General features: G+C 65.8%; 19 protein-coding genes. 15 read left to right on the plus strand and 4 right to left on the minus strand.

Annotated elements, in window-relative coordinates; translation table 11 throughout:
* Positions 1 to 88 precede the first annotated feature (88 nt).
* Positions 89 to 1,081 (plus strand): efflux RND transporter periplasmic adaptor subunit, encoded by a 993-nt coding sequence (locus tag ACK8OU_RS11040; RefSeq protein WP_410303478.1) that lies wholly within the window; start codon positions 89 to 91, stop codon positions 1,079 to 1,081.
* A complete protein-coding gene (locus ACK8OU_RS11045) occupies positions 1,071 to 4,274 on the plus strand; it encodes an efflux RND transporter permease subunit (RefSeq protein ID WP_410303479.1) in 3,204 nt (1,067 codons plus the stop codon). Before ACK8OU_RS11040 ends, ACK8OU_RS11045 begins: the two co-directional genes overlap by 11 nt.
* 107 nt (positions 4,275 to 4,381) lie before the next feature.
* Here the strand turns inward: ACK8OU_RS11045 and ACK8OU_RS11050 are convergent, their stop codons facing one another.
* The 3 genes from ACK8OU_RS11050 to ACK8OU_RS11060 all read right to left on the minus strand — a co-directional run bounded on the left by ACK8OU_RS11050 (position 4,382) and on the right by ACK8OU_RS11060 (position 6,339).
* The gene (locus ACK8OU_RS11050) at positions 4,382 to 5,428 is read right to left on the minus strand and encodes a YeeE/YedE family protein (RefSeq protein WP_410303480.1); all 1,047 of its coding nucleotides are present in this window, start codon (positions 5,426 to 5,428) and stop codon (positions 4,382 to 4,384) included.
* Between the two features lie 52 nt (positions 5,429 to 5,480).
* Positions 5,481 to 5,801, minus strand: coding sequence for an ArsR/SmtB family transcription factor (locus tag ACK8OU_RS11055; RefSeq protein ID WP_250045336.1), 321 nt, complete (start codon positions 5,799 to 5,801; stop codon positions 5,481 to 5,483).
* Between the two features lie 157 nt (positions 5,802 to 5,958).
* Positions 5,959 to 6,339 carry a thioredoxin family protein gene (locus tag ACK8OU_RS11060; protein ID WP_410303481.1) on the minus strand — a complete coding sequence of 127 codons (381 nt, stop codon included), beginning with the start codon at positions 6,337 to 6,339 and terminating at the stop codon, positions 5,959 to 5,961.
* 83 nt (positions 6,340 to 6,422) lie between these two features.
* Between ACK8OU_RS11060 and ACK8OU_RS11065 the strand changes: the two genes are divergently transcribed.
* The 12 genes from ACK8OU_RS11065 to ACK8OU_RS11120 all read left to right on the plus strand — a co-directional run bounded on the left by ACK8OU_RS11065 (position 6,423) and on the right by ACK8OU_RS11120 (position 17,750).
* Entirely contained in the window at positions 6,423 to 7,160 is a 738-nt protein-coding gene (locus tag ACK8OU_RS11065) for a cytochrome c biogenesis CcdA family protein (RefSeq protein WP_410303527.1), read from the plus strand.
* A gap of 25 nt (positions 7,161 to 7,185) precedes the next feature.
* On the plus strand, positions 7,186 to 7,743 hold the full coding sequence (locus tag ACK8OU_RS11070; RefSeq protein WP_410303482.1) for a SoxW family protein: 558 nt from the start codon (positions 7,186 to 7,188) through the stop codon (positions 7,741 to 7,743).
* Positions 7,744 to 7,886: 143 nt separating this feature from the next.
* A complete protein-coding gene (gene soxX / locus ACK8OU_RS11075; protein WP_410303483.1) occupies positions 7,887 to 8,363 on the plus strand; it encodes a sulfur oxidation c-type cytochrome SoxX in 477 nt (158 codons plus the stop codon).
* Positions 8,364 to 8,392: 29 nt separating this feature from the next.
* Positions 8,393 to 8,812, plus strand: coding sequence for a thiosulfate oxidation carrier protein SoxY (gene soxY, locus ACK8OU_RS11080; RefSeq protein ID WP_410303484.1), 420 nt, complete (start codon positions 8,393 to 8,395; stop codon positions 8,810 to 8,812).
* Positions 8,813 to 8,835: 23 nt separating this feature from the next.
* Positions 8,836 to 9,165 (plus strand): thiosulfate oxidation carrier complex protein SoxZ, encoded by a 330-nt coding sequence (gene soxZ, locus ACK8OU_RS11085; protein ID WP_410303485.1) that lies wholly within the window; start codon positions 8,836 to 8,838, stop codon positions 9,163 to 9,165.
* Positions 9,166 to 9,260: 95 nt separating this feature from the next.
* A complete protein-coding gene (soxA, locus tag ACK8OU_RS11090; protein ID WP_410303486.1) occupies positions 9,261 to 10,121 on the plus strand; it encodes a sulfur oxidation c-type cytochrome SoxA in 861 nt (286 codons plus the stop codon).
* A 160-nt stretch (positions 10,122 to 10,281) separates the two neighbouring features.
* Positions 10,282 to 11,973 (plus strand): thiosulfohydrolase SoxB, encoded by a 1,692-nt coding sequence (soxB, locus tag ACK8OU_RS11095; protein WP_410303487.1) that lies wholly within the window; start codon positions 10,282 to 10,284, stop codon positions 11,971 to 11,973.
* Between the two features lie 49 nt (positions 11,974 to 12,022).
* Complete coding sequence (gene soxC, locus ACK8OU_RS11100; protein WP_410303488.1) at positions 12,023 to 13,306, plus strand: sulfite dehydrogenase; 1,284 nt, start codon at positions 12,023 to 12,025, stop codon at positions 13,304 to 13,306.
* Positions 13,290 to 14,369 carry a c-type cytochrome gene (locus tag ACK8OU_RS11105; RefSeq protein WP_410303489.1) on the plus strand — a complete coding sequence of 360 codons (1,080 nt, stop codon included), beginning with the start codon at positions 13,290 to 13,292 and terminating at the stop codon, positions 14,367 to 14,369. The genes soxC and ACK8OU_RS11105 overlap by 17 nt, the downstream gene beginning before the upstream one ends.
* A gap of 78 nt (positions 14,370 to 14,447) precedes the next feature.
* Positions 14,448 to 15,110, plus strand: a complete 663-nt coding sequence (locus ACK8OU_RS11110) for a c-type cytochrome (protein ID WP_410303490.1) — start codon at positions 14,448 to 14,450, stop codon at positions 15,108 to 15,110.
* A gap of 26 nt (positions 15,111 to 15,136) precedes the next feature.
* A complete protein-coding gene (locus ACK8OU_RS11115; RefSeq protein ID WP_410303491.1) occupies positions 15,137 to 16,399 on the plus strand; it encodes an FCSD flavin-binding domain-containing protein in 1,263 nt (420 codons plus the stop codon).
* Positions 16,400 to 16,511: 112 nt separating this feature from the next.
* Positions 16,512 to 17,750: a glycerate kinase type-2 family protein gene (locus ACK8OU_RS11120; protein WP_410303492.1), complete on the plus strand. Its 1,239-nt coding sequence runs from the start codon at positions 16,512 to 16,514 to the stop codon at positions 17,748 to 17,750.
* Between the two features lie 11 nt (positions 17,751 to 17,761).
* Here the strand turns inward: ACK8OU_RS11120 and ACK8OU_RS11125 are convergent, their stop codons facing one another.
* Entirely contained in the window at positions 17,762 to 17,896 is a 135-nt protein-coding gene (locus ACK8OU_RS11125; protein WP_410303493.1) for a hypothetical protein, read from the minus strand.
* A gap of 161 nt (positions 17,897 to 18,057) precedes the next feature.
* Here ACK8OU_RS11125 and ACK8OU_RS11130 point away from each other — a divergent pair, with 161 nt between their 5' ends.
* A complete protein-coding gene (locus ACK8OU_RS11130; protein ID WP_410303494.1) occupies positions 18,058 to 19,014 on the plus strand; it encodes a magnesium transporter CorA family protein in 957 nt (318 codons plus the stop codon).
* Positions 19,015 to 19,020: the final 6 nt, after the last annotated feature.

Genomic DNA, 19,020 nt, shown 5'->3' on the forward strand with positions numbered 1-19,020 from the left:
GGTTGAATTTCGGTGTATCCGGTTACACATTCAAGAACCGGAATGTTAAGGGCCCGCCACCCGGGTCGACCGGACGGAGGGGTAAGTGATGAAATCCGTGTTTCTGCCGCTGGCGCTGTGCGCCCTGACCTTGCCCCTTGTGGCGCCCCTTGCGGCGCGGGCGCAGGGGGCGGTGACTGTGGCCCCGGTCGAGGTGACCGACTGGAAGGCCGTCTATGGCCGGGTCGAGGCGCGCGACATGATCCCCGCGCGGGCGCGGCTGGGGGGCACGCTGGTCGAACTGGCGGTGTCCGAAGGCGATGTGGTGCAGGCGGGCCAGCCGCTGGGTCGGATCGTCGATGAAAAGCTGGTGTTCCAGCTGGGCGCGATCGATGCGCAGTTGCAGGCGCTGGGGGCGCAGCTGACCAATGCCGAGGCCGAGTTGACGCGGGGCGAGGAATTGCTGGCGCGTGGCGTGACCACGGCGCAGCGGCTGGATGCGCTGCGCACCCAGGTCGATGTCGTGAAAGGTCAGATCGAGGCGCAGCGTGCCCAGCGGCAGGTTGTGGAACAACAGACGGCCGAGGGCACGGTTCTGGCGCCGATTTCGGGGCGGGTGCTGAATGTGCCGGTCGCGGTGGGCGCGGTCGTGATGCCGGGCGAGGTGGTGGCAACCATCGGCGGCGGCGGGTTCTTTCTGCGCGTGGCCGTGCCCGAACGCCATGCCGATGTGATGCGGCAGGGCGATGCGATCAGCATCGAGACCGCGAACGGGGCGGCGCAGGGCACGTTGGCCAAGGTCTATCCGCAGATCGAAAACGGCCGCGTGGTGGCCGATGTCGAGGTGCCCGAACTGGATGCGGCCTTTGTCGATGCGCGTGTGCTGGTGCGCCTGCCGATGGGCAAGCGCCAGGCGATCATGCTGCCCGCCAGCCTGATCGAGACCCGCTCGGGCCTGGATTTCGTTCTGGTCGAGCGCGACGGCGCGCGCATGGAACGCGCGGTGGTGCCGGGGGCGCGCAGCGTGGAAAACGGGGTGGACATGGTTGAGATCCTCAGCGGTCTGACCGGCGGCGAAACGGTGGTGGCACATGAGCAGTGATCGCCAGGTGGCTGAAACAACAGAAGAAAATCTGGGGATCGCGGGGCGTCTGACCAAGGGGTTCATCGCCTCGGCGTTGACGCCGCTGATGATCCTGGCGGCCTTGGCGGTGGGTCTTGTCGCGCTGGTGTCACTCCCGCGTGAGGAAGAGCCGCAGATTTCCGTGCCGATGGTCGACATCCACATCCACGCGCCGGGGCTGAAGGCCGAGGATGCGGTCAAGCTGGTGACCGAGCCGATGGAGACCATCGTCAAGGGCATCAATGAGGTCGAGCACGTCTATTCCCAGACGTTTGACGATTACGCGCTGGTGATGGCGCGCTTTCTGGTGGGCACTTCGGCCGATGCGGCGATCCTGCGGGTGCATGAAAAGGTGCGCGCCAATGTCGACCGGATGCCCGTGGGCATTGCCGAGCCGATGATCGTGGCGCGCGGCATCGACGATGTGGCGATCGTGTCGCTGACCCTGTCGGGCCAGGGCGTGGCCGCGAACGAACTGACCCGTATCGCGCGCGAATTGCAGGCCGAGGTCACCAAGATCGAGAACGTCGGCCTGACCTATATCGTCGGCGAGGCGCGCGAGGCGATCCGCATCGCCCCCGACCCGGAAAAGCTGGCGCTGTATGGTATCACGCTGCAGCAGCTGTCCTACAAGGTCGGCCAGGCCAACCGCGCCTTTGCCACCGGCACGCTGCGCGATGGCGGCCAGCAGATCGGCCTTGTCGCGGGCCAGACCCTGACCGCGCCGTCGGAAATCGCGGGCCTGTTGCTGACCGCGCGCGACGGGCGGCCCGTCTATGTGGCCGATGTGGCCGATGTCAGCTATGTGGCCGACACATCCGATCATATCGTCGCCAATGTGACGCGCGGCGAAGACGGGCTGACCCGCACGCCTGCGGTGACGCTGGCCATCGCCAAGCGCGCGGGCGCCAATGCGGTGGTCGTCGCCGAAGAGGTGTTGCACAAGGTTCAGGAGTTGCAGGGCCATCTGATCCCCGCGGGCATCGAGGTGCAGATCACCCGCGACTATGGCGAGACGGCCAATGAAAAGGCCAATGAACTACTGTTCCACCTGGGTCTTGCCACCGTGTCGATCATCGCGCTGGTGTTCTTCGCCATCGGCTGGCGCGAATCCATCGTGGTGGCGATCGTCATTCCGGTGACGATCCTGCTGACGCTGTTTGCCGCCTGGATCATGGGCTACACGCTGAACCGGATCAGCCTGTTCGCGCTGATCTTTTCCATCGGCATCCTGGTCGATGACGCCATCGTGGTGATTGAAAACATCGCCCGCCACTGGGGCCTGAAGGGGCCGGGCAGCCGGATGGACAAGGCGATCACCGCCGTGGCCGAGGTCGGCAACCCGACCATCGTGGCGACGCTGACCGTTGTGGCGGCGCTGTTGCCGATGCTGTTCGTGTCGGGCCTGATGGGGCCCTACATGTCGCCGATTCCGGCCAATGCCTCGGCGGCGATGATCTTTTCCTTCTTCGTCGCGGTGATCATCACGCCCTGGCTGATGGTCAAGATCGCGGGCAAGGCGCCACTGCATCATGACGAGGGCGAACATGGCGGGCGGCTGGGCGCGATCTATCGCGTCGTGGCGCGCCGGGTGCTGGCCAGCAAACGGTCCGCCTGGACCTTCCTGATCGTGACGATCGTTTTGTCCTTCGGCTCGCTGGGGCTGCTGTATACCAAGGACGTGACGGTGAAGCTGCTGCCCTTCGACAACAAGTCGGAACTGTCGGTGGTGATCGACATGCCCGAAGGGTCCAGCGTCGAGGATACCGATGCCGTGGCGCAGGCGGTTGCCGCCACCGTCACCGAAATGCCCGAGGTGGTCAGCGTCCAGACCCATGCGGGGGCCGCCGCGCCCTTCAACTTCAACGGGCTGGTGCGGCATTACTATCTGCGTAATCTGCCGCATCAGGGTGATGTGCAGATCAACCTTGTGCCGAAATCGGACCGTGACCGCACCAGCCACGATGTGGCGCTTGAGGTGCGGGCGCGGGTGCTGGCGCTGGACCTGCCTGAAGGCGTCAGCCTGAAGACGGTGGAATCCCCGCCCGGGCCGCCGGTGATCTCGACCCTGCTGGCCGAGGTTTATGGGCCCGATGGCGACACCCGGCGCGCGGCGGCGGCGAAAATCCGGCAGGCGTTCGAACAGGTGCCCTTCATCGTCGATGTGGACGACAGCTTTGGCACCCAGGCGCGGCGCCTGCGCGCGACGGTGAATTCCGACGATCTGGAATTCTTCGAGGTGCAGGAAGGCGATGTCTTTGACACGCTGGGCCTGCTGAACGGGTCCACCACGGTCGGCTATTCGCACCGGGGCGAGGGGCGCGCGCCGCTGCCCATCGTGATGGAACGGGCCAAGGGCGCGCGGGTGATGGATGAAACCACGCTGTCCACCCCGATCCCGGCCAACCTGCTGCCTGGCGCGCGCGGGGTGGTGGAACTGGGCGATGTCGTCACCGTGACCGGGGAACGCGCCAGCTTTCCGATCTTCCGCCACAACGGGCGCGCGGCGGAAATGGTGCAGGCGGAACTTGCCGGTGATTTTGAAGCACCGCTTTATGGCATGATCGCCGTGTCGGATGCGCTGAACGCGATGGACTGGGCCCCGGGGCAAAAGCCGGTGGTGCGGCTGAATGGCCAGCCCGAGGATGAAACGGTCGTCACGCTTCTGTGGGATGGTGAATGGGAAGTGACCTGGGTCACCTTCCGCGACATGGGCGCGGCCTTCGCGGTGGCGCTTCTGGGGATCTATATCCTGGTCGTGGCGCAATTCGGCAGCTTCAAGCTGCCGCTGGTGATCCTGACGCCGATCCCGCTGACCTTCCTGGGGATCATGGGCGGGCACTGGCTGTTTGACGCGCCGTTTTCCGCGCCCTCGATGATCGGCTTCATCGCGCTGGCGGGGATCATTGTGCGCAACTCGATCCTTCTGGTCGATTTCATCCGCCACGCGGACCGCAGCGGCAAGACCCTGACCGACATCCTGATCGAGGCCGGCGCGATCCGTTTCAAGCCGATCCTGCTGACGGCGGTGGCGGCGATGATCGGGGCGGCGGTGATCCTGGCGGACCCGATCTTTCAGGGGCTGGCGATCGCGCTGCTGTTCGGGTTGCTGAGTTCAACCCTGCTGACGGTGCTTGTGATCCCGGCGATCTATCGGGTGTTTCGCACCTGATCCGGGTCCGGTCCGGGAAGGCCGGGCATGACGGAAAAAGCGGCGGGACCCGGGGGGCCCGCCGCTTTGTTCTTGATCAGACGGGCAGGGGGCGCGGGCCCGCGGCCCTATTCCGGTTGGAAGCCGCCGATCAGCTGGCGCAGCCCGACCAGCCCGCCCACGATGATCGCGCCCAGCGTCACAGGGGCGGAAAAGGCCAGGACCGACATGGCCGACACCCCCTGACCCACCGAACAGCCAAGTGCGATGGTGCCGCCGATGCCCATAAGCGCCGCGCCCGACACCTGGCGGCCAAGTTCCCGCGGGTCTTCGCAGGCCTCCCAGCGGAACATCCCCCGTAGCAGCGACCCCGAAAAGGCCCCGGCCAGGACGCCCGCGACCATGCCCACCGAAAAGGTGATGCCACCGGCGGTCGAGGTCATGAAATACAGGATCGTGCGGCCCAGGGGGGCGGTGAAGGACGGTGCCTCAACCCCCACCGCGCCCAGCGATTCGCGCCAGACAAAGCTGGTGCCGACCAGGCACCAGACCACCGCCAGCCCCGCCGCCACGCCCCAGGCAATGCGGCGCGTGTCGCGGCGCAGCGGCGCATGGGCCAGCGCCCAGATCAGAAAGCCCGCCGCCACCGGCAGCGCAAAGGTGACCGGCGCAAGCCCGGTCCGGGCGGCCAGCCAATGCGCGATGCCCTGCGGTTCGGGTGTTTCCAGCTGTTCGAACAGGAAGCTGCGCAGCGGTCCCAGCGGCCCCGACAGGGTGACGAAGGCGAAGATGCCCATTACCACCACGATCACCAGGCTGCGCAGATCGCCCCCGCCAAAGCGCACCAGCGCGCCAAAGCCGCAATTGCCCGCCATTGCCATGCCATAGCCAAACATCAGCCCGCCCACGATCGAGGCCAGCGGGTTCCATTCCAGCGTCAGGTAGAAGGTCGCGGTCAGATCGGCCAGGCCCGCCGTCTCGGCCAGGAAGGCGCCACCGATCGCTACCGCCAGCACGACCCCCCACAGCCGCAACCGGCGCTGATCCGCCCCATAGGCCGCACGTTCCAGCGCGCCCAGCGTGCAGAAATCACCCAGCCGCGCCGCCAGGCCCAGCACCAGCCCGCCGATCAGCCCCACAAGCGCCGACAGCGCATCCATCGGGATGTCGTTCATCCGTCCACTCCCCCTTCGGGCGGCGCCGTCGTGGCGGCATCCGCGCCTTGCGTCAGTCCGCGCCGCAGAACATGTCATAGACCAGCGCGACGATGCGCGCGGCCTTCGGATCGCTGAGCGAATAATAGATCGCCTTGCCCTCGCGCCGGCAGCTGACCAGCCCTTCCAGCCGCAGCCGGGCCAGTTGCTGGCTGACCGCGGCCTGCCGCGAATCCAGCAAGGTCTCAAGCTCGGTCACCGATTTCTCGCCCGAGGTCAGGTGGCACATGATCATCAGCCGCCCTTCATGGGCCAGCGCCTTCAGCAGATTGGCCGCATCCTGGGCGCGGCCGATCAGTTCTTCGGCATCAAGGCGCATGCAGCGGTCCGCCATCTGCGGGGCGGTTCCGGCTGGTCTGTTCTGTCCGTCTGGTGCCATGTCCTGCACCGCCCGTCCTTCCCTGTGTTCATGCGCTGGTGGCGCAATGTGCAGCCCTTAGCACGGGCCTTTGGAAGAATCGAGTGTCACGCGCGCTTGTTCGCGCGGGACATCATTGCGTCACGGGCAGTGCCGCGCCGTTGTCGCGCAGCGCCATGCCCAGCAGCCCCCAAAAGAAATCCTCGCCCGGATAGCCCTCGATCCGGGCGACCTCGATGTTGTCCTTCAGCAGCAGGAAGGTGGGGGTGAAGGCCGGGCGCGCGCCGATCACCACGCCTTCGGGCCAGTCGCCGCGCAGCTGCACCATTTCCAGCGGTGCCAGCGCGCCTTCGGGGGTCTTGGGGTAGATCGGACCGATGTCGTTTTTCCACATCCGGCAATACACGCAGCCGGACTGTTCGACCATCAGCAACCGAAAGCTGTCGGACAGCGCGGGCAGGGGGGCGACCGCCAGCGCGCACATCAGAATTGTTCGAATTGCAATGCGCATCATTGACGCACCCCCTTTTACATATAAGGATTGTAATGTGTTTAAGGGTCTCGATCAAGGAATCGATCCCGGGTGGAGGAAACATGCTGATCGATCCGACCTATGGTGGCGCGCTTCTGGCGGGTATCCTGTCGTTCCTGACCCCGTGCATCCTGCCGATGGTTCCGTTCTATCTGTCCTACATGGGCGGGATTTCCATGGCCGAACTGCGCGGCAATGGCCAGATCGCCCCGGGCGCGCAACGCCGGCTGGTGTTTTCGGCGGTGGCCTTCGCGCTGGGGGTGACCACGATCTTCATGCTGATGGGCATGGGCGCCACCGCATTGGGCCAGGCCTTCCGGCAGTGGATGGAACCCTTGTCCTATGTGGCGGCGGCCATCCTGTTTCTGTTCGGCCTGCATTTTCTGGGCATCCTGCGGATTCCCTTTCTGTATCGCGAAGCGCGGCTGGAAGCGAAGACCGATCCCTCAAACGTGATCGGGGCCTATGTCATGGGGCTGGCCTTCGGCTTTGGCTGGACGCCCTGCGTGGGGCCGGCGCTGGCGGCGATCCTGATGGTGGCCTCGGGCATGGGCGAGGTGTCGCGCGGTGCCATCTTGCTGTTTTTCTACGGGGTGGGGATGACCGCGCCCTTCGTGCTGGCGGCGTTTTTCGCGCGGCCCTTCCTGGCCTTCATGAATCGCCACCGGGCGAAGCTGGGCCATGTCGAAAAGGTGATGGGGGCGATGCTGATTGTCTTTGCGGTGCTGATCGCGACCGGATCGCTCAGCTATATCGCCGATTTCATGATCCGCTGGATGCCGGGCATCACCAGCCTTGGCTGACAGCCGCGTTGAGGGAGGAATAACCATGCGTCAGATGTTCACCGCGGCCCTTCTGGCCCTGGCCCTTGCCGTGCCCGCGGGGGCGGCGGAACTGGGCGATGACGGGCTGCACAAGACGCCCTGGATGCGCGACACCTTCAAGGACCTGCGCGAGGATCTGGCCGAGGCCAATGCCGAGGGCAAGCGCCTGCTGGTGATCTTTGAACAGCGCGGCTGCATCTATTGCACCAAGATGCATGAAGAGGTCTTTCCCGACCCCGGGATCACCCAGCTGATCGAGGATCATTACTTTGTCGTCCAGCTGAACCTGTTCGGCGATGTCGAGGTCACCGATTTCGACGGCGATACCCGCGCCGAAAAGGACATGGCGATGAAATGGGGCGTCATGTTCACACCCACGATGATGTTCCTGCCCGAAGAGGTGCCCGAAGACACGATGGCCGCGCGCGCCGCCGTGGCCACCATGCCCGGTGCCTTTGGCAAGGGAACGACCCGCGCCCTGCTGACCTGGGTGAAGGACCGCGGCTATGAAAGCGGCGAGAATTTCCAGAAGTTCCTGGCATCCCAGGTCAATTCGCAATGATGTGGCGCGCCGTGATGGCGGGGTGCGGTCCTGCCGCACCCGCATTGCTGCGCCGCATATATGCAGATGTTTGAATTTTTCGGTTGCGATCTTTTGCCGCACACGTCAAAATAAGAATCGAAGGAAGAAGAGGGAGGTCTTCTATGAAACGCCACGTCGTGATGGTCGCCGCTGCGGCCGCACTCGCAGCAGGTGCCGCGGCCGCCGAGGTCGCCCCGATGGATGTGAAATGGGAAGAGGATGGCGCCATCGCCGAATCCCTTACCGGCACCCCGGGCGATCCGGCCTCGGGCGCCAAGATCATGACGACCAACGCGCTGGGCAACTGCGTTGCCTGCCATGAAATCGGCGCGATGCCGGATGTGCCCTTTCAGGGCAACATCGGCCCCGCGCTGGACGGTGCGGCCGACCGCTGGACCGAGGCGCAGCTGCGCGGTCTGGTCGTCGATGCCAAGCACACGTTCGAGGGCACGTTCATGCCCGGCATGTACAAGACCGGTCCCTTTATCCGGCCGGGGGATGCCTACACCGGCAAGGCGGCGCCTGCCGATCTGAAGCCCATCCTGTCTGCCCAGCAGATCGAGGATGTGGTCGCCTATCTGCTGACGCTCAAAGAGTGATCGGCGCAAGACATCGAGAGGAGATGACGATGAAATTTTCCAGACGTGGGGCGCTTGGGCTTGCGCTGGGCGGTGTGGCCGCTTCCATGCTGCCGATGCGTGCGATGGCGGCCGGCGCCGAAGAGGCGATCGCCGCCTTCACCGGCGGGGCGGCCGTGGGCACCGAGGGGCTGACCCTGACCGCCCCCGAAATCGCGGAAAACGGCAACACCGTCCCGGTTGCGGTCAGTGCCCCGGGCGCGGTCGCCATCGCGATCTTTGCCGCCGGCAACCCGACGCCGGGTGTGGCCACCTTCAACTTTGGTCCTGCGGCCGGTTCGCAATCCGCCTCGACCCGCATCCGCCTGTCGCAGACCCAGGACGTGGTCGCGGTGGCGAAGATGGCTGACGGCAGCTTCGTGCAGGCCTCGGCCAATGTGAAGGTCACCATCGGCGGCTGCGGCGGCTGACCCGGAATTCCAGGAGAGATACCATGGCAGACAACGTCAAACCGCGCGTGAAAGTGCCCTCGAAGGCCTCGGCCGGCGAGGTGGTCACGCTCAAGACTCTGATCTCGCACCCGATGGAATCGGGGCAGCGCAAGGACAAGGACGGCAACGTCATCCCGCGCTCGATCATCAACCGCTTCACCTGCGACTTCAACGGCCAGAACGTGATCGACATCACGATCGAACCGGCCGTGTCGACCAACCCCTACTTCGAATTCGAGGCCAAGGTCGATGCCTCGGGCGAATTCAAGTTCACCTGGTACGACGATGACGGCTCGGTCTACGAGGACGCCAAGTCCATCGAGGTCGCCTGAGCCGACGGCTTGTCCCGCGTGAGGGAGCGCGGGTCTCAGGAAAGCCCCGCGCCCGGATTTCGGGCGCGGGAGATACCCAGGGAGGATCAAGGGAAATGACGCTGCGCTACAGCCGCACCACGATCGCCGCCGCCGCCGCGCTTGCCATTGGCGCGGGCGCCGCATGGGCCGAACCGGTCGATGACACGCTGGTCGTGAACGAAGAAATCACCATCAAGACCCGCGCCGAGGCGCCCGCCCATCTGGAAGGCGCGCTGCCCGAGCTGTATTCGGGCTGGCACTTCCGCGAAGATGACACGCGCAAGATGCAGATGGACGATTTCGACAATCCGAATTTCGTGTTTCTGGAACAGGGCCTGGATCAGTGGTCCGTGGCCGAAGGCACGGAAAACAAGTCCTGCGCGGATTGCCACGGTGACATCGAGGAAAGCATGAAGGGCGTGCGCGCCGTCATGCCCAAGGTGAATGCCGCCGGCGCGTTGTGGTCGATGGAAGATTACATCAACGACTGCCGCACCAACCGCATGGGCGCCGAGGCGTGGAAGTGGAACAGCCAGGACATGAAGAACATGACCCTGGCGATTTCGCTGCAATCGCGCGGGATGCCGATGAACGTGGCCATCGACGGCCCCGCGGCCGAATTCTGGGAACGCGGGAAAGAGATGTATTACACCCGCTTCGGCCAGCTGGAAATGTCCTGTGCCAATTGCCATGAGGACAACTGGGGCAACTTTATCCGCGCCGACCACCTCAGCCAGGGGCAGATCAACGGCTTCCCGCTGTATCGTCTGAAGGATGCGGGCGTGGTGTCGATCCACCAGCGTTTCGTGGGCTGCGTGCGCGACACCCGCGCCGAAACCTTCGCCGCCGGCAGCCAGGAATTCCGTGAACTGGAACTTTACGTCGCCTCGCGCGGCCAGGGTCTGGATATCGAAGGGGCGGGCGTCCGTCACTGACACAACACCGCGGGGCATGGCGGACCCATGCCCCGCGTTTCGCTTTGCAACATATTCAACTTTTTCGATCTGATGGGGCGCCATCAGGCTGAATTCGTTAGGAAATTTTCGGAATGAACCGGCGCGCCCGCGGGCCGCGCTACAGCGAAGGAGAGATGGGATGATTTCCCGGCGGGAATTTATTCAGGCAAGCCTTGCGGCCTCGACGATCCTGGGCGCCTCGGGGCTGTCGCGCTGGTCGCGCGCGATGGCGCAGCAGGCGCTGACGCAGGACCAGCTGCTGCAGTTCGACGATTTCGGCAATGTGACGCTGATCCACATCACCGACATCCACGCGCAGGCCAAGCCGATCTATTTCCGCGAACCCGAGATCAACCTGGGCGTGGGCGAGGCCAAGGGCGTGCCGCCGCATGTGGTGGGCACCGATTTCCTGAAGATGTTCGACATCCAGCCCGGCACCCCCGAGGCCTATGCCCTGACCTATGAAAATTTCACCGATCTGGCCAAGGCTTACGGCAAGATGGGCGGCATGGACCGGGTCGCTACCGTGGTCAAGGCAATCCGCGCCGCCCGCCCCGAGGCGCTGTTGCTGGACGGCGGCGATACCTGGCATGGCTCGATGACCTCGTTGATGACCAAGGGTCAGGACATGGTCAACATCATGAACGCGCTTGGCACCGATGCGATGACCTCGCACTGGGAATGGACCTTTGGTCAGGATCGGGTGAAGGAAATCGTCGAAAGCCTGCCGTTCCCCTTCCTGGGCGCCAACATTTTTGACGCGGAATGGGACGAACCGGCGTTCGAGCCCTACAAGATCTTTGAACGCGGCGGTGTGCGCATCGCGGTGATCGGCCAGGCCTTCCCCTATATGCCGATCGCCAACCCCAAGTGGATGTTCCCCGACTACAGCTTTGGCATCCGCGAAGAACGCATGCAGCAGGTGGTGGATGAGGTCCGCGCCGAGGGCGCCGATCTGGTGGTCTGCCTGTCGCACAACGGCTTTGACGTGGACCGCAAGATGGTGTCGCGCGTCAGGGGGATCGACGTCATCCTGACCGGCCACACCCATGACGCGGTGCCCGAACCCGTGCTGGTCGGCGACACGATCCTGATCGCGTCGGGGTCAAACGGCAAGTTCGTGTCGCGCGTCGATCTGGACGTGCGCGATGGCCGGATGATGGGCTTCCGTCACAAGCTGATCCCGATCTTCTCGGATGTGATCACGCCCGATGCCGACATGGCCGCGCTGATCGATGCCGAACGCGCGCCCTTCAAGGCGGACCTGGAAGAGGTCGTGGGCCAGACCGAAAGCCTGCTGTATCGGCGCGGCAATTTCAACGGCACCTGGGACGATCTGATCTGCGAGGCGATCCTGTCGGAACGCGACGCCGAAATCGCCATGAGCCCGGGCGTGCGCTGGGGCACCACGCTGTTGCCGGGCGATGCGATCACGCGTGAAGACATCCACAACGCCACCTCGATGACCTATGGCGCGTGCTATCGCACCGAAATGTCGGGTGAGATGATCCATACGATCATGGAAGATGTGGCCGACAACATCTTTAACGCCGACCCCTATTACCAGCAGGGCGGCGACATGGTCCGCATCGGCGGCATGGGCTATCATATCGACGTGTCCAGGCCGATCGGCCAGCGGGTCACCAACATGACCCTGCTCAAGGATGGTTCGGCCATCGATCCGGCGCGCAACTATGTCGTGGCGGGCTGGGCCTCGGTCAATGAGGGGACCGAAGGGCCGCAGATCTGGGATGTGATTGAAAGCCATGTCCGCAAGATCGGCACCGTCAAGCTGGAACCGAACACCTCTGTCGTCGTCACCGGTGCGTGACGGCGGTCAGGGAATGCCCCCGCAAGGGACGGAAATGAAGGAGATGAGGATGGACGAGAAGGAAAGCTCGAACGCCCCGGCGCTGGCCATGGGTCGGCGCGGGTTCCTGCGTGCCGGCGCTGCCGCGGGCGCGCTGGTGGCGGGGGCGGGCGCGGCCCGGGCCGAAGGGCCCGACCCGCTGATCACCGAGGTGCAGCCCTGGGCCTCTGGCTTGGGCGATGGCGTGGATGTGGTGAAATACGGCCTGCCGGTCAAATACGAAGATGACGTGGTGCGCCGCACCGTGTCCTGGCTGACGGCGGACCCGATCAGCTCGATCAACTTCACGCCGATCCATGCGCTGGATGGCACGATCACCCCGCAGGGCTGCGCGTTCGAACGCCACCATTCGGGCGCGATCGAGCTGCGCAAGGAAGATTACCGGCTGATGATCAACGGCCTGGTCGATCAGCCGCTGGTCTTCACCTACGAAGACCTGGAACGCTTCCCGCGCGAAACCCGTACCTATTTCTGCGAATGCGCGGCCAATTCCGGCATGGAATGGGCGGGCGCCCAGCTGAACGGGTCGCAGTTCACCCACGGCATGATCCACAACATGGAATATACCGGGGTCAGCCTGCGCACATTGCTGGCCGAGGCGGGTGTGAAGGCGGAAGGCAAGTGGGTCTATGTCGAGGGCGCGGATGCGTCGTCGAACGGCCGCTCGATCCCGCTGGAAAAGGCGCTGGATGATTGCCTGGTGGCCTTCAAGGCCAATGGCGAGGCGTTGCGCAAGGAACATGGCTATCCCGTCCGCCTGGTCGTTCCGGGCTGGGAAGGCAACATGTGGGTCAAGTGGCTGCGCCGGATCGAGGTCACGGAAAACGCGGTGGAAAGCCGCGAGGAAACCTCGAAATACACCGACACGCTGGAAAATGGCACCGCGCGCAAATGGACCTGGGTGATGGATGCCAAATCCGTCATCACCGCGCCTTCGCCGCAGATGCCGATCAAGCATGGGCCGGGGCCGCTGGTGATCACGGGTCTGGCCTGGTCGGGCCGCGGTGCGATCCGCCGGGTCGATGTGTCGCTGGATGGCGGCAAGACCTGGCAACAGGCGCGCCTGGCCGCGCCGGGGCAATCCATGGCGCTGACGCGGTTCTATTTCGACCACGTCTGGGACGGGTCGGAAATGCTGCTGCAATCGCGCGCCATTGACGAAACGGGCTATGTCCAGCCCACCAAGACCCAGCTGCGCGAGGTGCGCGGCCTGAATTCGGTCTATCACAACAACGGCATCCAGACCTGGTGGGTCAAGGCGAACGGGGAGGCGGAGAATGTCGAAGTTTCGTAATCTGGTGATCGGAACGGCGCTTCTGACCACGCTGGCCGCCCCCGCCTTTGCCGGGAAACTCGGCCTTGGCCGCGCGGCCCTGCCCGAGGAAATCGCGGCCTGGGATCTGGATGTCTCGCCCGACGGGACCGGGCTGCCGGAAGGATCAGGCTCGGTTCTGGACGGGGAAGAGGTGTTTTCCGAATATTGCGCGGTCTGCCACGGCGAATTCGCCGAGGGCGTGGACAACTGGCCGAAACTTGCGGGCGGCCAGGGCACGCTGGACCATGACGATCCGCTGAAGACGATCGGGTCCTACTGGCCGCATCTGTCGACCGCCTGGGACTATGTGAACCGCTCGATGCCCTTCGGCAACGCGCAATCGCTGGAACCCGATCAGGTCTATGCGATCGTGGCCTATCTTCTGTATTCCAACGATCTGGTCGATGACGATTTCGTCCTGACCAGGGACAACTTCACCGAGGTTGTGTTGCCCAATGCGGACGGCTTCATCCTTGATGACCGGGCCGAGACGGAATACCCGATCTTCTCGCAGGAACCTTGCATGGAAAACTGCAAGGAAACGGTCGAGATCACCATGCACGCGGCCAATCTGGATGTGACGCCGGGCGATCCCGACGATGACGCCCCGGCCGAAGCGGCGGAACCGGCGGCCGAGCCCGCCGCGACCGAAACCCCGGCAGAGGAAACCGCCGAAGCCGCACCCGCCGAAGAAGCCGCACCCGCGGTGGCCGCGGCCGATCCGGCGCTGATCGAGGCGGGGGAAAAGGTGTTCAAGAAATGTGCCGCCTGCCACAAGGTCGGCGACGGCGCCAAGAACGCCACCGGCCCGGTGCTGAACGGCATCGTCGGGCGCGCGGCCGCAACGGTCGAGGGCTACAAATACTCGCCGGCGATGGTGGCTGCGGGCGAGGGCGGTCTGGTCTGGACGCCGGAAAACATCGCCGCCTACATGCAGGACCCCAAGGGTTTTGTTCCCAAGAACAAGATGTCCTTCGCGGGCCTGAAAAAGCAGGACGAAATCGATGCGCTGATCGCCTATATGGCGACGTTCACCGAGTAAGCCTTGGGCTGGCGGGTCTACCTCCTGCTCGCCGGCCTGATCTTCGCGCCCGCGCTCCCCGCGGGCGCGGACCCGTTTGTGCCGCCTGACGCGCGGGCGGAAACCTATGGCGATGCCGACCGGGGCGCGGGCTTCTGGACGCAGTGCAAGGGCTGCCATGAAATCGGCGCGGGCGCGCGCGTCCGCATCGGCCCGCCGCTGAGCGGCCTGTTCGGCCGCCGGGCCGGGGCGGTGGCGGGCTTTGCCTATTCCAAAAGCATGGCGCGCATGGGCGCGGACGGGCTGACCTGGAATTGGGGCACGCTGGATGCCTATGTCGAAAATCCCAAGGCCCTGGTGTCGGGGACGCGCATGGCCTATCGTGGGCTGAAGAACCCGCAGGATCGTGCCGATCTGATCGCCTTTCTGCGCAGCCATTCCGACCGTCCCCAGGACATTCCCGAAGCCGCCCCCACCGCGCGCCGGCTGGAACTGGATCTGCCGGCTGATGTGCTGGCGCTGCAGGGTGATCCGGCCTGGGGCGAATACCTGGCCGCCGAATGCCAGACCTGTCACCGCCGTGACGGGTCCGATCAGGGCATTCCCGCGATCACGCAATGGCCGGTTGAGGATTTCGTCATCGCGATGCATGCTTACAAGCGCAAGCTGCGTCCGCATCCGGTGATGCAGATGATGGCGGGGCGCCTGTCGGATGATGAGATCGCCGCACTGGCCGCCTATTTCGCGACGTTGGAGGAGTGACGCCGCATTTCAGGGGAGGAAAACCGATGCAGATGAAGCGACGCGACTTTTTGGGCAGCGCGGCTGCCGGAACGGTGATCCTGGCCGCGCCCATGGCGCGCGCGCAGGGCAGGCCGCGGGTGGTGGTGATCGGCGGCGGGGCCGGGGGGGCGACCTGCGCGCGCTATCTGGCCAAGGATAGCCAGGGCGCGCTGGATGTGGTGCTGATCGAACCGTCCGAAGTCTATCACACCTGTTTCTTTTCAAACCTTTATCTGGGCGGCTTTCGTGATTTCGACAGCCTGGCCCATCGCTATGACCGGCTGGCCGCGGATTACGGCATCACGTTGGTGCGCGATCGGGCGGTTGCGGTGGACCGGGCCGCCCGCACGGTCACGACCGGGGGGGGCGAGACGCTGGCCTATGACCGGCTGGTGATCGCGCCGGGGATCGACTTCAGGGAAGGCGCCTTGCCGGGATGGAGCCTGGCCGATGCCGAGGTCATGCCCCATGCCTACAAGGGCGGCGCGCAGGTGCAATTGCTGCGCGCCCAGATCGAGGCGATGCCCGAAGGCGGCACCTTTGCGATGATCGCCCCGCCCAACCCCTATCGCTGCCCGCCCGGGCCTTATGAACGGATCTCGATGGTGGCGCATCTGTTAACCCAGGTGAACCCGACCGCCAAGATCCTGGTCTTTGATCCGAAAGAGAATTTCTCGAAACAGGGGCTGTTCGAAGAGGGGTGGGAAACGCATTACCCCGGCATGATCACCCGCATCGGCCCCGACATGGGCGGTACCGCGCTGGAGGTGCGGCCCGCGACGATGGAAGTGGTGGCCGATGGCGTGGTGGAAAAGGTCGATGTCTGCAATGTCATCCCGCCGCAGATGGCCGGCGCGATCGCACAGATCGCCGGCGTGACCGAAGGCGACTGGGCCCCGGTGCGTCCGGCGGACATGCGCGCGCGCCTGGATGAGGCGGTCTTTGTGCTGGGCGATGCCAGCGCCCAGGGTGACATGCCGAAATCGGCCTTTTCCGCCAACAGCCAGGCAAAGGTCGCCGCGATGGTGATCCGGGCGGAACTGACCGGATCGCGTGCCTTTCCGGCGAAATATTCCAACACCTGCTGGTCGCTGATCGCGCCCGAGGATGGTGTGAAGGTCGGCGCCAGCTATGAGCCGACCGCGGAAAAGATCGCCAGCGTGGAAAGCTTCATCAGCCAGACCGGCGAGGATGCGGCGCTGCGCCGGACCACCTATGAGGAAAGCCTGGGCTGGTACGCCGGTATCACCGCCGACATTTTTGGCTGAGATCGGGGCGGGGGGCTGTCTGCCCCCCGGGCGCCCCCTTGCGGGGCCGCCGCCCCCCGAGGATATTTGGGCAAAGCCGAAGGGCAGGGGTTTTCCAGGCGGAGGGATGCGGTTGCAAGACGAATTGGAGGCGCGGGCGCGGGCGCTGTTTGCCGCGGGCGTGGCGGCGGCTGACCCGGCGCGGGCGGTGGATGCGGCGATGGCGGCGGTTCTGGCTGACGGACCGGCGCCGGGCGGGCGCTGGCATGTGCTGGCGCTTGGCAAGGCCGCGGGTGCCATGGCGCGCGCGGCGCTGCGGCATTTGCCTGATGGGGTGGCCGCGCTGGTGGTGACCAACCCCGAGAATGCCGGACCGGTGCCGGGGGCAGAGGTGCTGGCGGGCGGTCATCCGGTGCCCGATGCGGGCAGCGCGGCGGCGGGGCAGGCGATCCTTGCGCGACTGGCGGCGGCGGGTCCGGCGGACCGGGTTCTGGCGTTGGTGTCCGGCGGGGGATCGGCGCTGGCGGTGGCGCCTGTGGCGGGGCTGAGCCTGGCCGACAAGGCCGAGGTCAGCCGCCTGCTGTTGCTGTCGGGGGCCGATATCACCCAGATGAATCTGGTGCGCCAGCATCTGTCCCGGCTGAAGGGGGGCGGCTGGCTGCGGGCCTGTGCCGCGCCCATCAGCGCGCTGATCCTGTCGGATGTGCCGGGGGATGATCTGCGGGTGATTGCCTCGGGGCCGACGGTGGCGCCGATCGGCAGCCGGGCTGCGGCGGCGGATCTGTGCCGCGCCTTTGGTATCTGGGATCGTCTGCCCGCTGCGGCACGCGCCCATCTTGCCGCCCCCGAGCCGGCGGTGGCCGCGCCGGTCGCGGCGCGCAATCGTCTGGTCGGGGCCAATGCGATTTCGCTGGCGGCGATGGTTGCGGCGGGGGCCGCAGCCGGGCCCTTTGCGCTGGAGGGGGATGTTGGCGCGCTGGCGCCGCGTCTGGTGGCGCTGTTGGGTGAGATGAGGCCGGGTCAGGCGCTGGTCTTTGGCGGCGAGACGGTGGTGCGTGTGACCGGCGATGGTCTGGGCGGGCGCAATCAGGAACTGGCGCTGCGGGTGGCGCTGGCGGCCGAGGCGGCGGGGGTCGCGGGGGGCTGGCTGTTCCTGTCGGGTGGGACCGACGGGCGCGACGGCCCGACCGGGGCGGCGGGCGGCATCGTCGGGCCGGGGTCGCTGGCGGCGATGCGGCAGGCCGGCATCGATCCGCAGGCCGCGTTGGCGCGCAACGATTCGAACCCCGCGCTGGCGGCGGGGGGCGCGTTGCTGGTGACGGGGGCTACCGGCACGAATGTTGCCGATCTGGCGGTGCTGATCCGGGGGTGAGGCCGCGGCGGTTATGGCGCGGGGGTGCGGGCTTGGCGCAGGGCGCGCTGTGCCGGGCGGCGCGCGGCGCGGGCCTCAAGCGCCAGCGCGGCGGCCAGCACGGCAAGCGCAAGCATGTCGAAGGACATCAGCGATATCAGAGTCATAGCGATCCCCCAGGTGCATCTGTGTTTTGTCTTGCAGGGCATTGGGGCGGGAATATGTCGGCATCCGGGTTTTGTTGGGCGCCGGTCGCGGGCGGCCCGCTTGACGGGGGCGGGACGGACATGGCCTAAGGGGCAGAACCTGTCCCTGCAGGGGGAATACGATGATGCACTGTTACAGTTCCGGCCCCGGCGGCCTGATTCGCCTGGACCCCGCCGCCGATCCGGCCGCCGCGGTCTGGATCGACCTGCAGGCGCCTGCCCCCGATGAGGTGGCCGCACTGGCGCGGCTGGGGGTTGAGGTGCCAAGCCTGGCCGACATGGAAGAGATCGAGATTTCCAACCGGCTTTACCGCGAATCGGGGGCCGATGTGATGACCGTGGTCCTGCCGGGCCGGGCCCCCGATGACCGGCAGGTCGCGGGCCCGGTCAGTTTCATCCTGACCGAGGGGCGGCTTGTCACGGTGCGCCACCATGCGCCGCGGTCGTTTGACACGTTTCCTTTGCGCGCGGACCGATCGGCCGCGGGCACCGCGGGGGCCGGGCAGATCTTCATGGGGCTGATCGAGGAAATCGTCGCCCGTCTGGCCGATATCCTGGAAGGGGTGGGCCGGGCGCTTGATGCGGTGTCCAGCGCGGTTCTGGGCGGGCGGGGGCAGAGATCGGGGCAGTTGCAGGCGGCGCTGGAAAAGATCGGCCAGCAGGGTGAGGTTCTGGGCCGGGTCCGGCTGGCGCTGCTGACGCTGGAACGCGCCTTGTCCTTCTTTGCCCAGACGCTGGCCCCGCGCGCGCAGGGCAAAGAACTGCGCGCCATTGTCGAAGGCCAGATGCGCGATATCCGTTCGCTGAACGAACATGGCGATTTCCTGTCTGCGCGGCTGTCGCTGAATGTCGATGCGACGCTGGGGATGATCAACCTGGTGCAGAACAATACGGTGCGGCTGGTGACGGTGGTGGCCGCGCCCTTCGTGCCGCCGACGCTGATCGCCTCGATCTATGGGATGAATTTCGCGCGCATGCCGGAACTGGCCCATCCCTGGGGCTATCCGGTCACGCTGGGGCTGATGCTGGCCTCGGCGGTGGGCACCTGGGCGTTTTTCAAGTGGAAGGACTGGATCTAGGCCGCG

Origin of the sequence: Pontitalea aquivivens, from assembly GCF_046507575.1 — a bacterium.
Classification (GTDB): domain Bacteria; phylum Pseudomonadota; class Alphaproteobacteria; order Rhodobacterales; family Rhodobacteraceae; genus Pontitalea; species Pontitalea aquivivens.

What these genes read in the sequence shown, in the direction of transcription:
- ACK8OU_RS11040 (WP_410303478.1), top strand. Translation starts at nt 89, where the DNA reads ATGAAATCCGTGTTTCTGCCGCTGGCGCTGTGCGCCCTGACCTTGCCC.
- ACK8OU_RS11045 (WP_410303479.1), top strand. Translation starts at nt 1,071, where the DNA reads ATGAGCAGTGATCGCCAGGTGGCTGAAACAACAGAAGAAAATCTGGGG.
- ACK8OU_RS11050 (WP_410303480.1), bottom strand. Translation starts at nt 5,428, where the DNA reads ATGAACGACATCCCGATGGATGCGCTGTCGGCGCTTGTGGGGCTGATC.
- ACK8OU_RS11055 (WP_250045336.1), bottom strand. Translation starts at nt 5,801, where the DNA reads ATGGCGGACCGCTGCATGCGCCTTGATGCCGAAGAACTGATCGGCCGC.
- ACK8OU_RS11060 (WP_410303481.1), bottom strand. Translation starts at nt 6,339, where the DNA reads ATGATGCGCATTGCAATTCGAACAATTCTGATGTGCGCGCTGGCGGTC.
- ACK8OU_RS11070 (WP_410303482.1), top strand. Translation starts at nt 7,186, where the DNA reads ATGCGTCAGATGTTCACCGCGGCCCTTCTGGCCCTGGCCCTTGCCGTG.
- soxX (WP_410303483.1), top strand. Translation starts at nt 7,887, where the DNA reads ATGAAACGCCACGTCGTGATGGTCGCCGCTGCGGCCGCACTCGCAGCA.
- soxY (WP_410303484.1), top strand. Translation starts at nt 8,393, where the DNA reads ATGAAATTTTCCAGACGTGGGGCGCTTGGGCTTGCGCTGGGCGGTGTG.
- soxZ (WP_410303485.1), top strand. Translation starts at nt 8,836, where the DNA reads ATGGCAGACAACGTCAAACCGCGCGTGAAAGTGCCCTCGAAGGCCTCG.
- soxA (WP_410303486.1), top strand. Translation starts at nt 9,261, where the DNA reads ATGACGCTGCGCTACAGCCGCACCACGATCGCCGCCGCCGCCGCGCTT.
- soxB (WP_410303487.1), top strand. Translation starts at nt 10,282, where the DNA reads ATGATTTCCCGGCGGGAATTTATTCAGGCAAGCCTTGCGGCCTCGACG.
- soxC (WP_410303488.1), top strand. Translation starts at nt 12,023, where the DNA reads ATGGACGAGAAGGAAAGCTCGAACGCCCCGGCGCTGGCCATGGGTCGG.
- ACK8OU_RS11105 (WP_410303489.1), top strand. Translation starts at nt 13,290, where the DNA reads ATGTCGAAGTTTCGTAATCTGGTGATCGGAACGGCGCTTCTGACCACG.
- ACK8OU_RS11115 (WP_410303491.1), top strand. Translation starts at nt 15,137, where the DNA reads ATGCAGATGAAGCGACGCGACTTTTTGGGCAGCGCGGCTGCCGGAACG.
- ACK8OU_RS11125 (WP_410303493.1), bottom strand. Translation starts at nt 17,896, where the DNA reads ATGACTCTGATATCGCTGATGTCCTTCGACATGCTTGCGCTTGCCGTG.
- ACK8OU_RS11130 (WP_410303494.1), top strand. Translation starts at nt 18,058, where the DNA reads ATGATGCACTGTTACAGTTCCGGCCCCGGCGGCCTGATTCGCCTGGAC.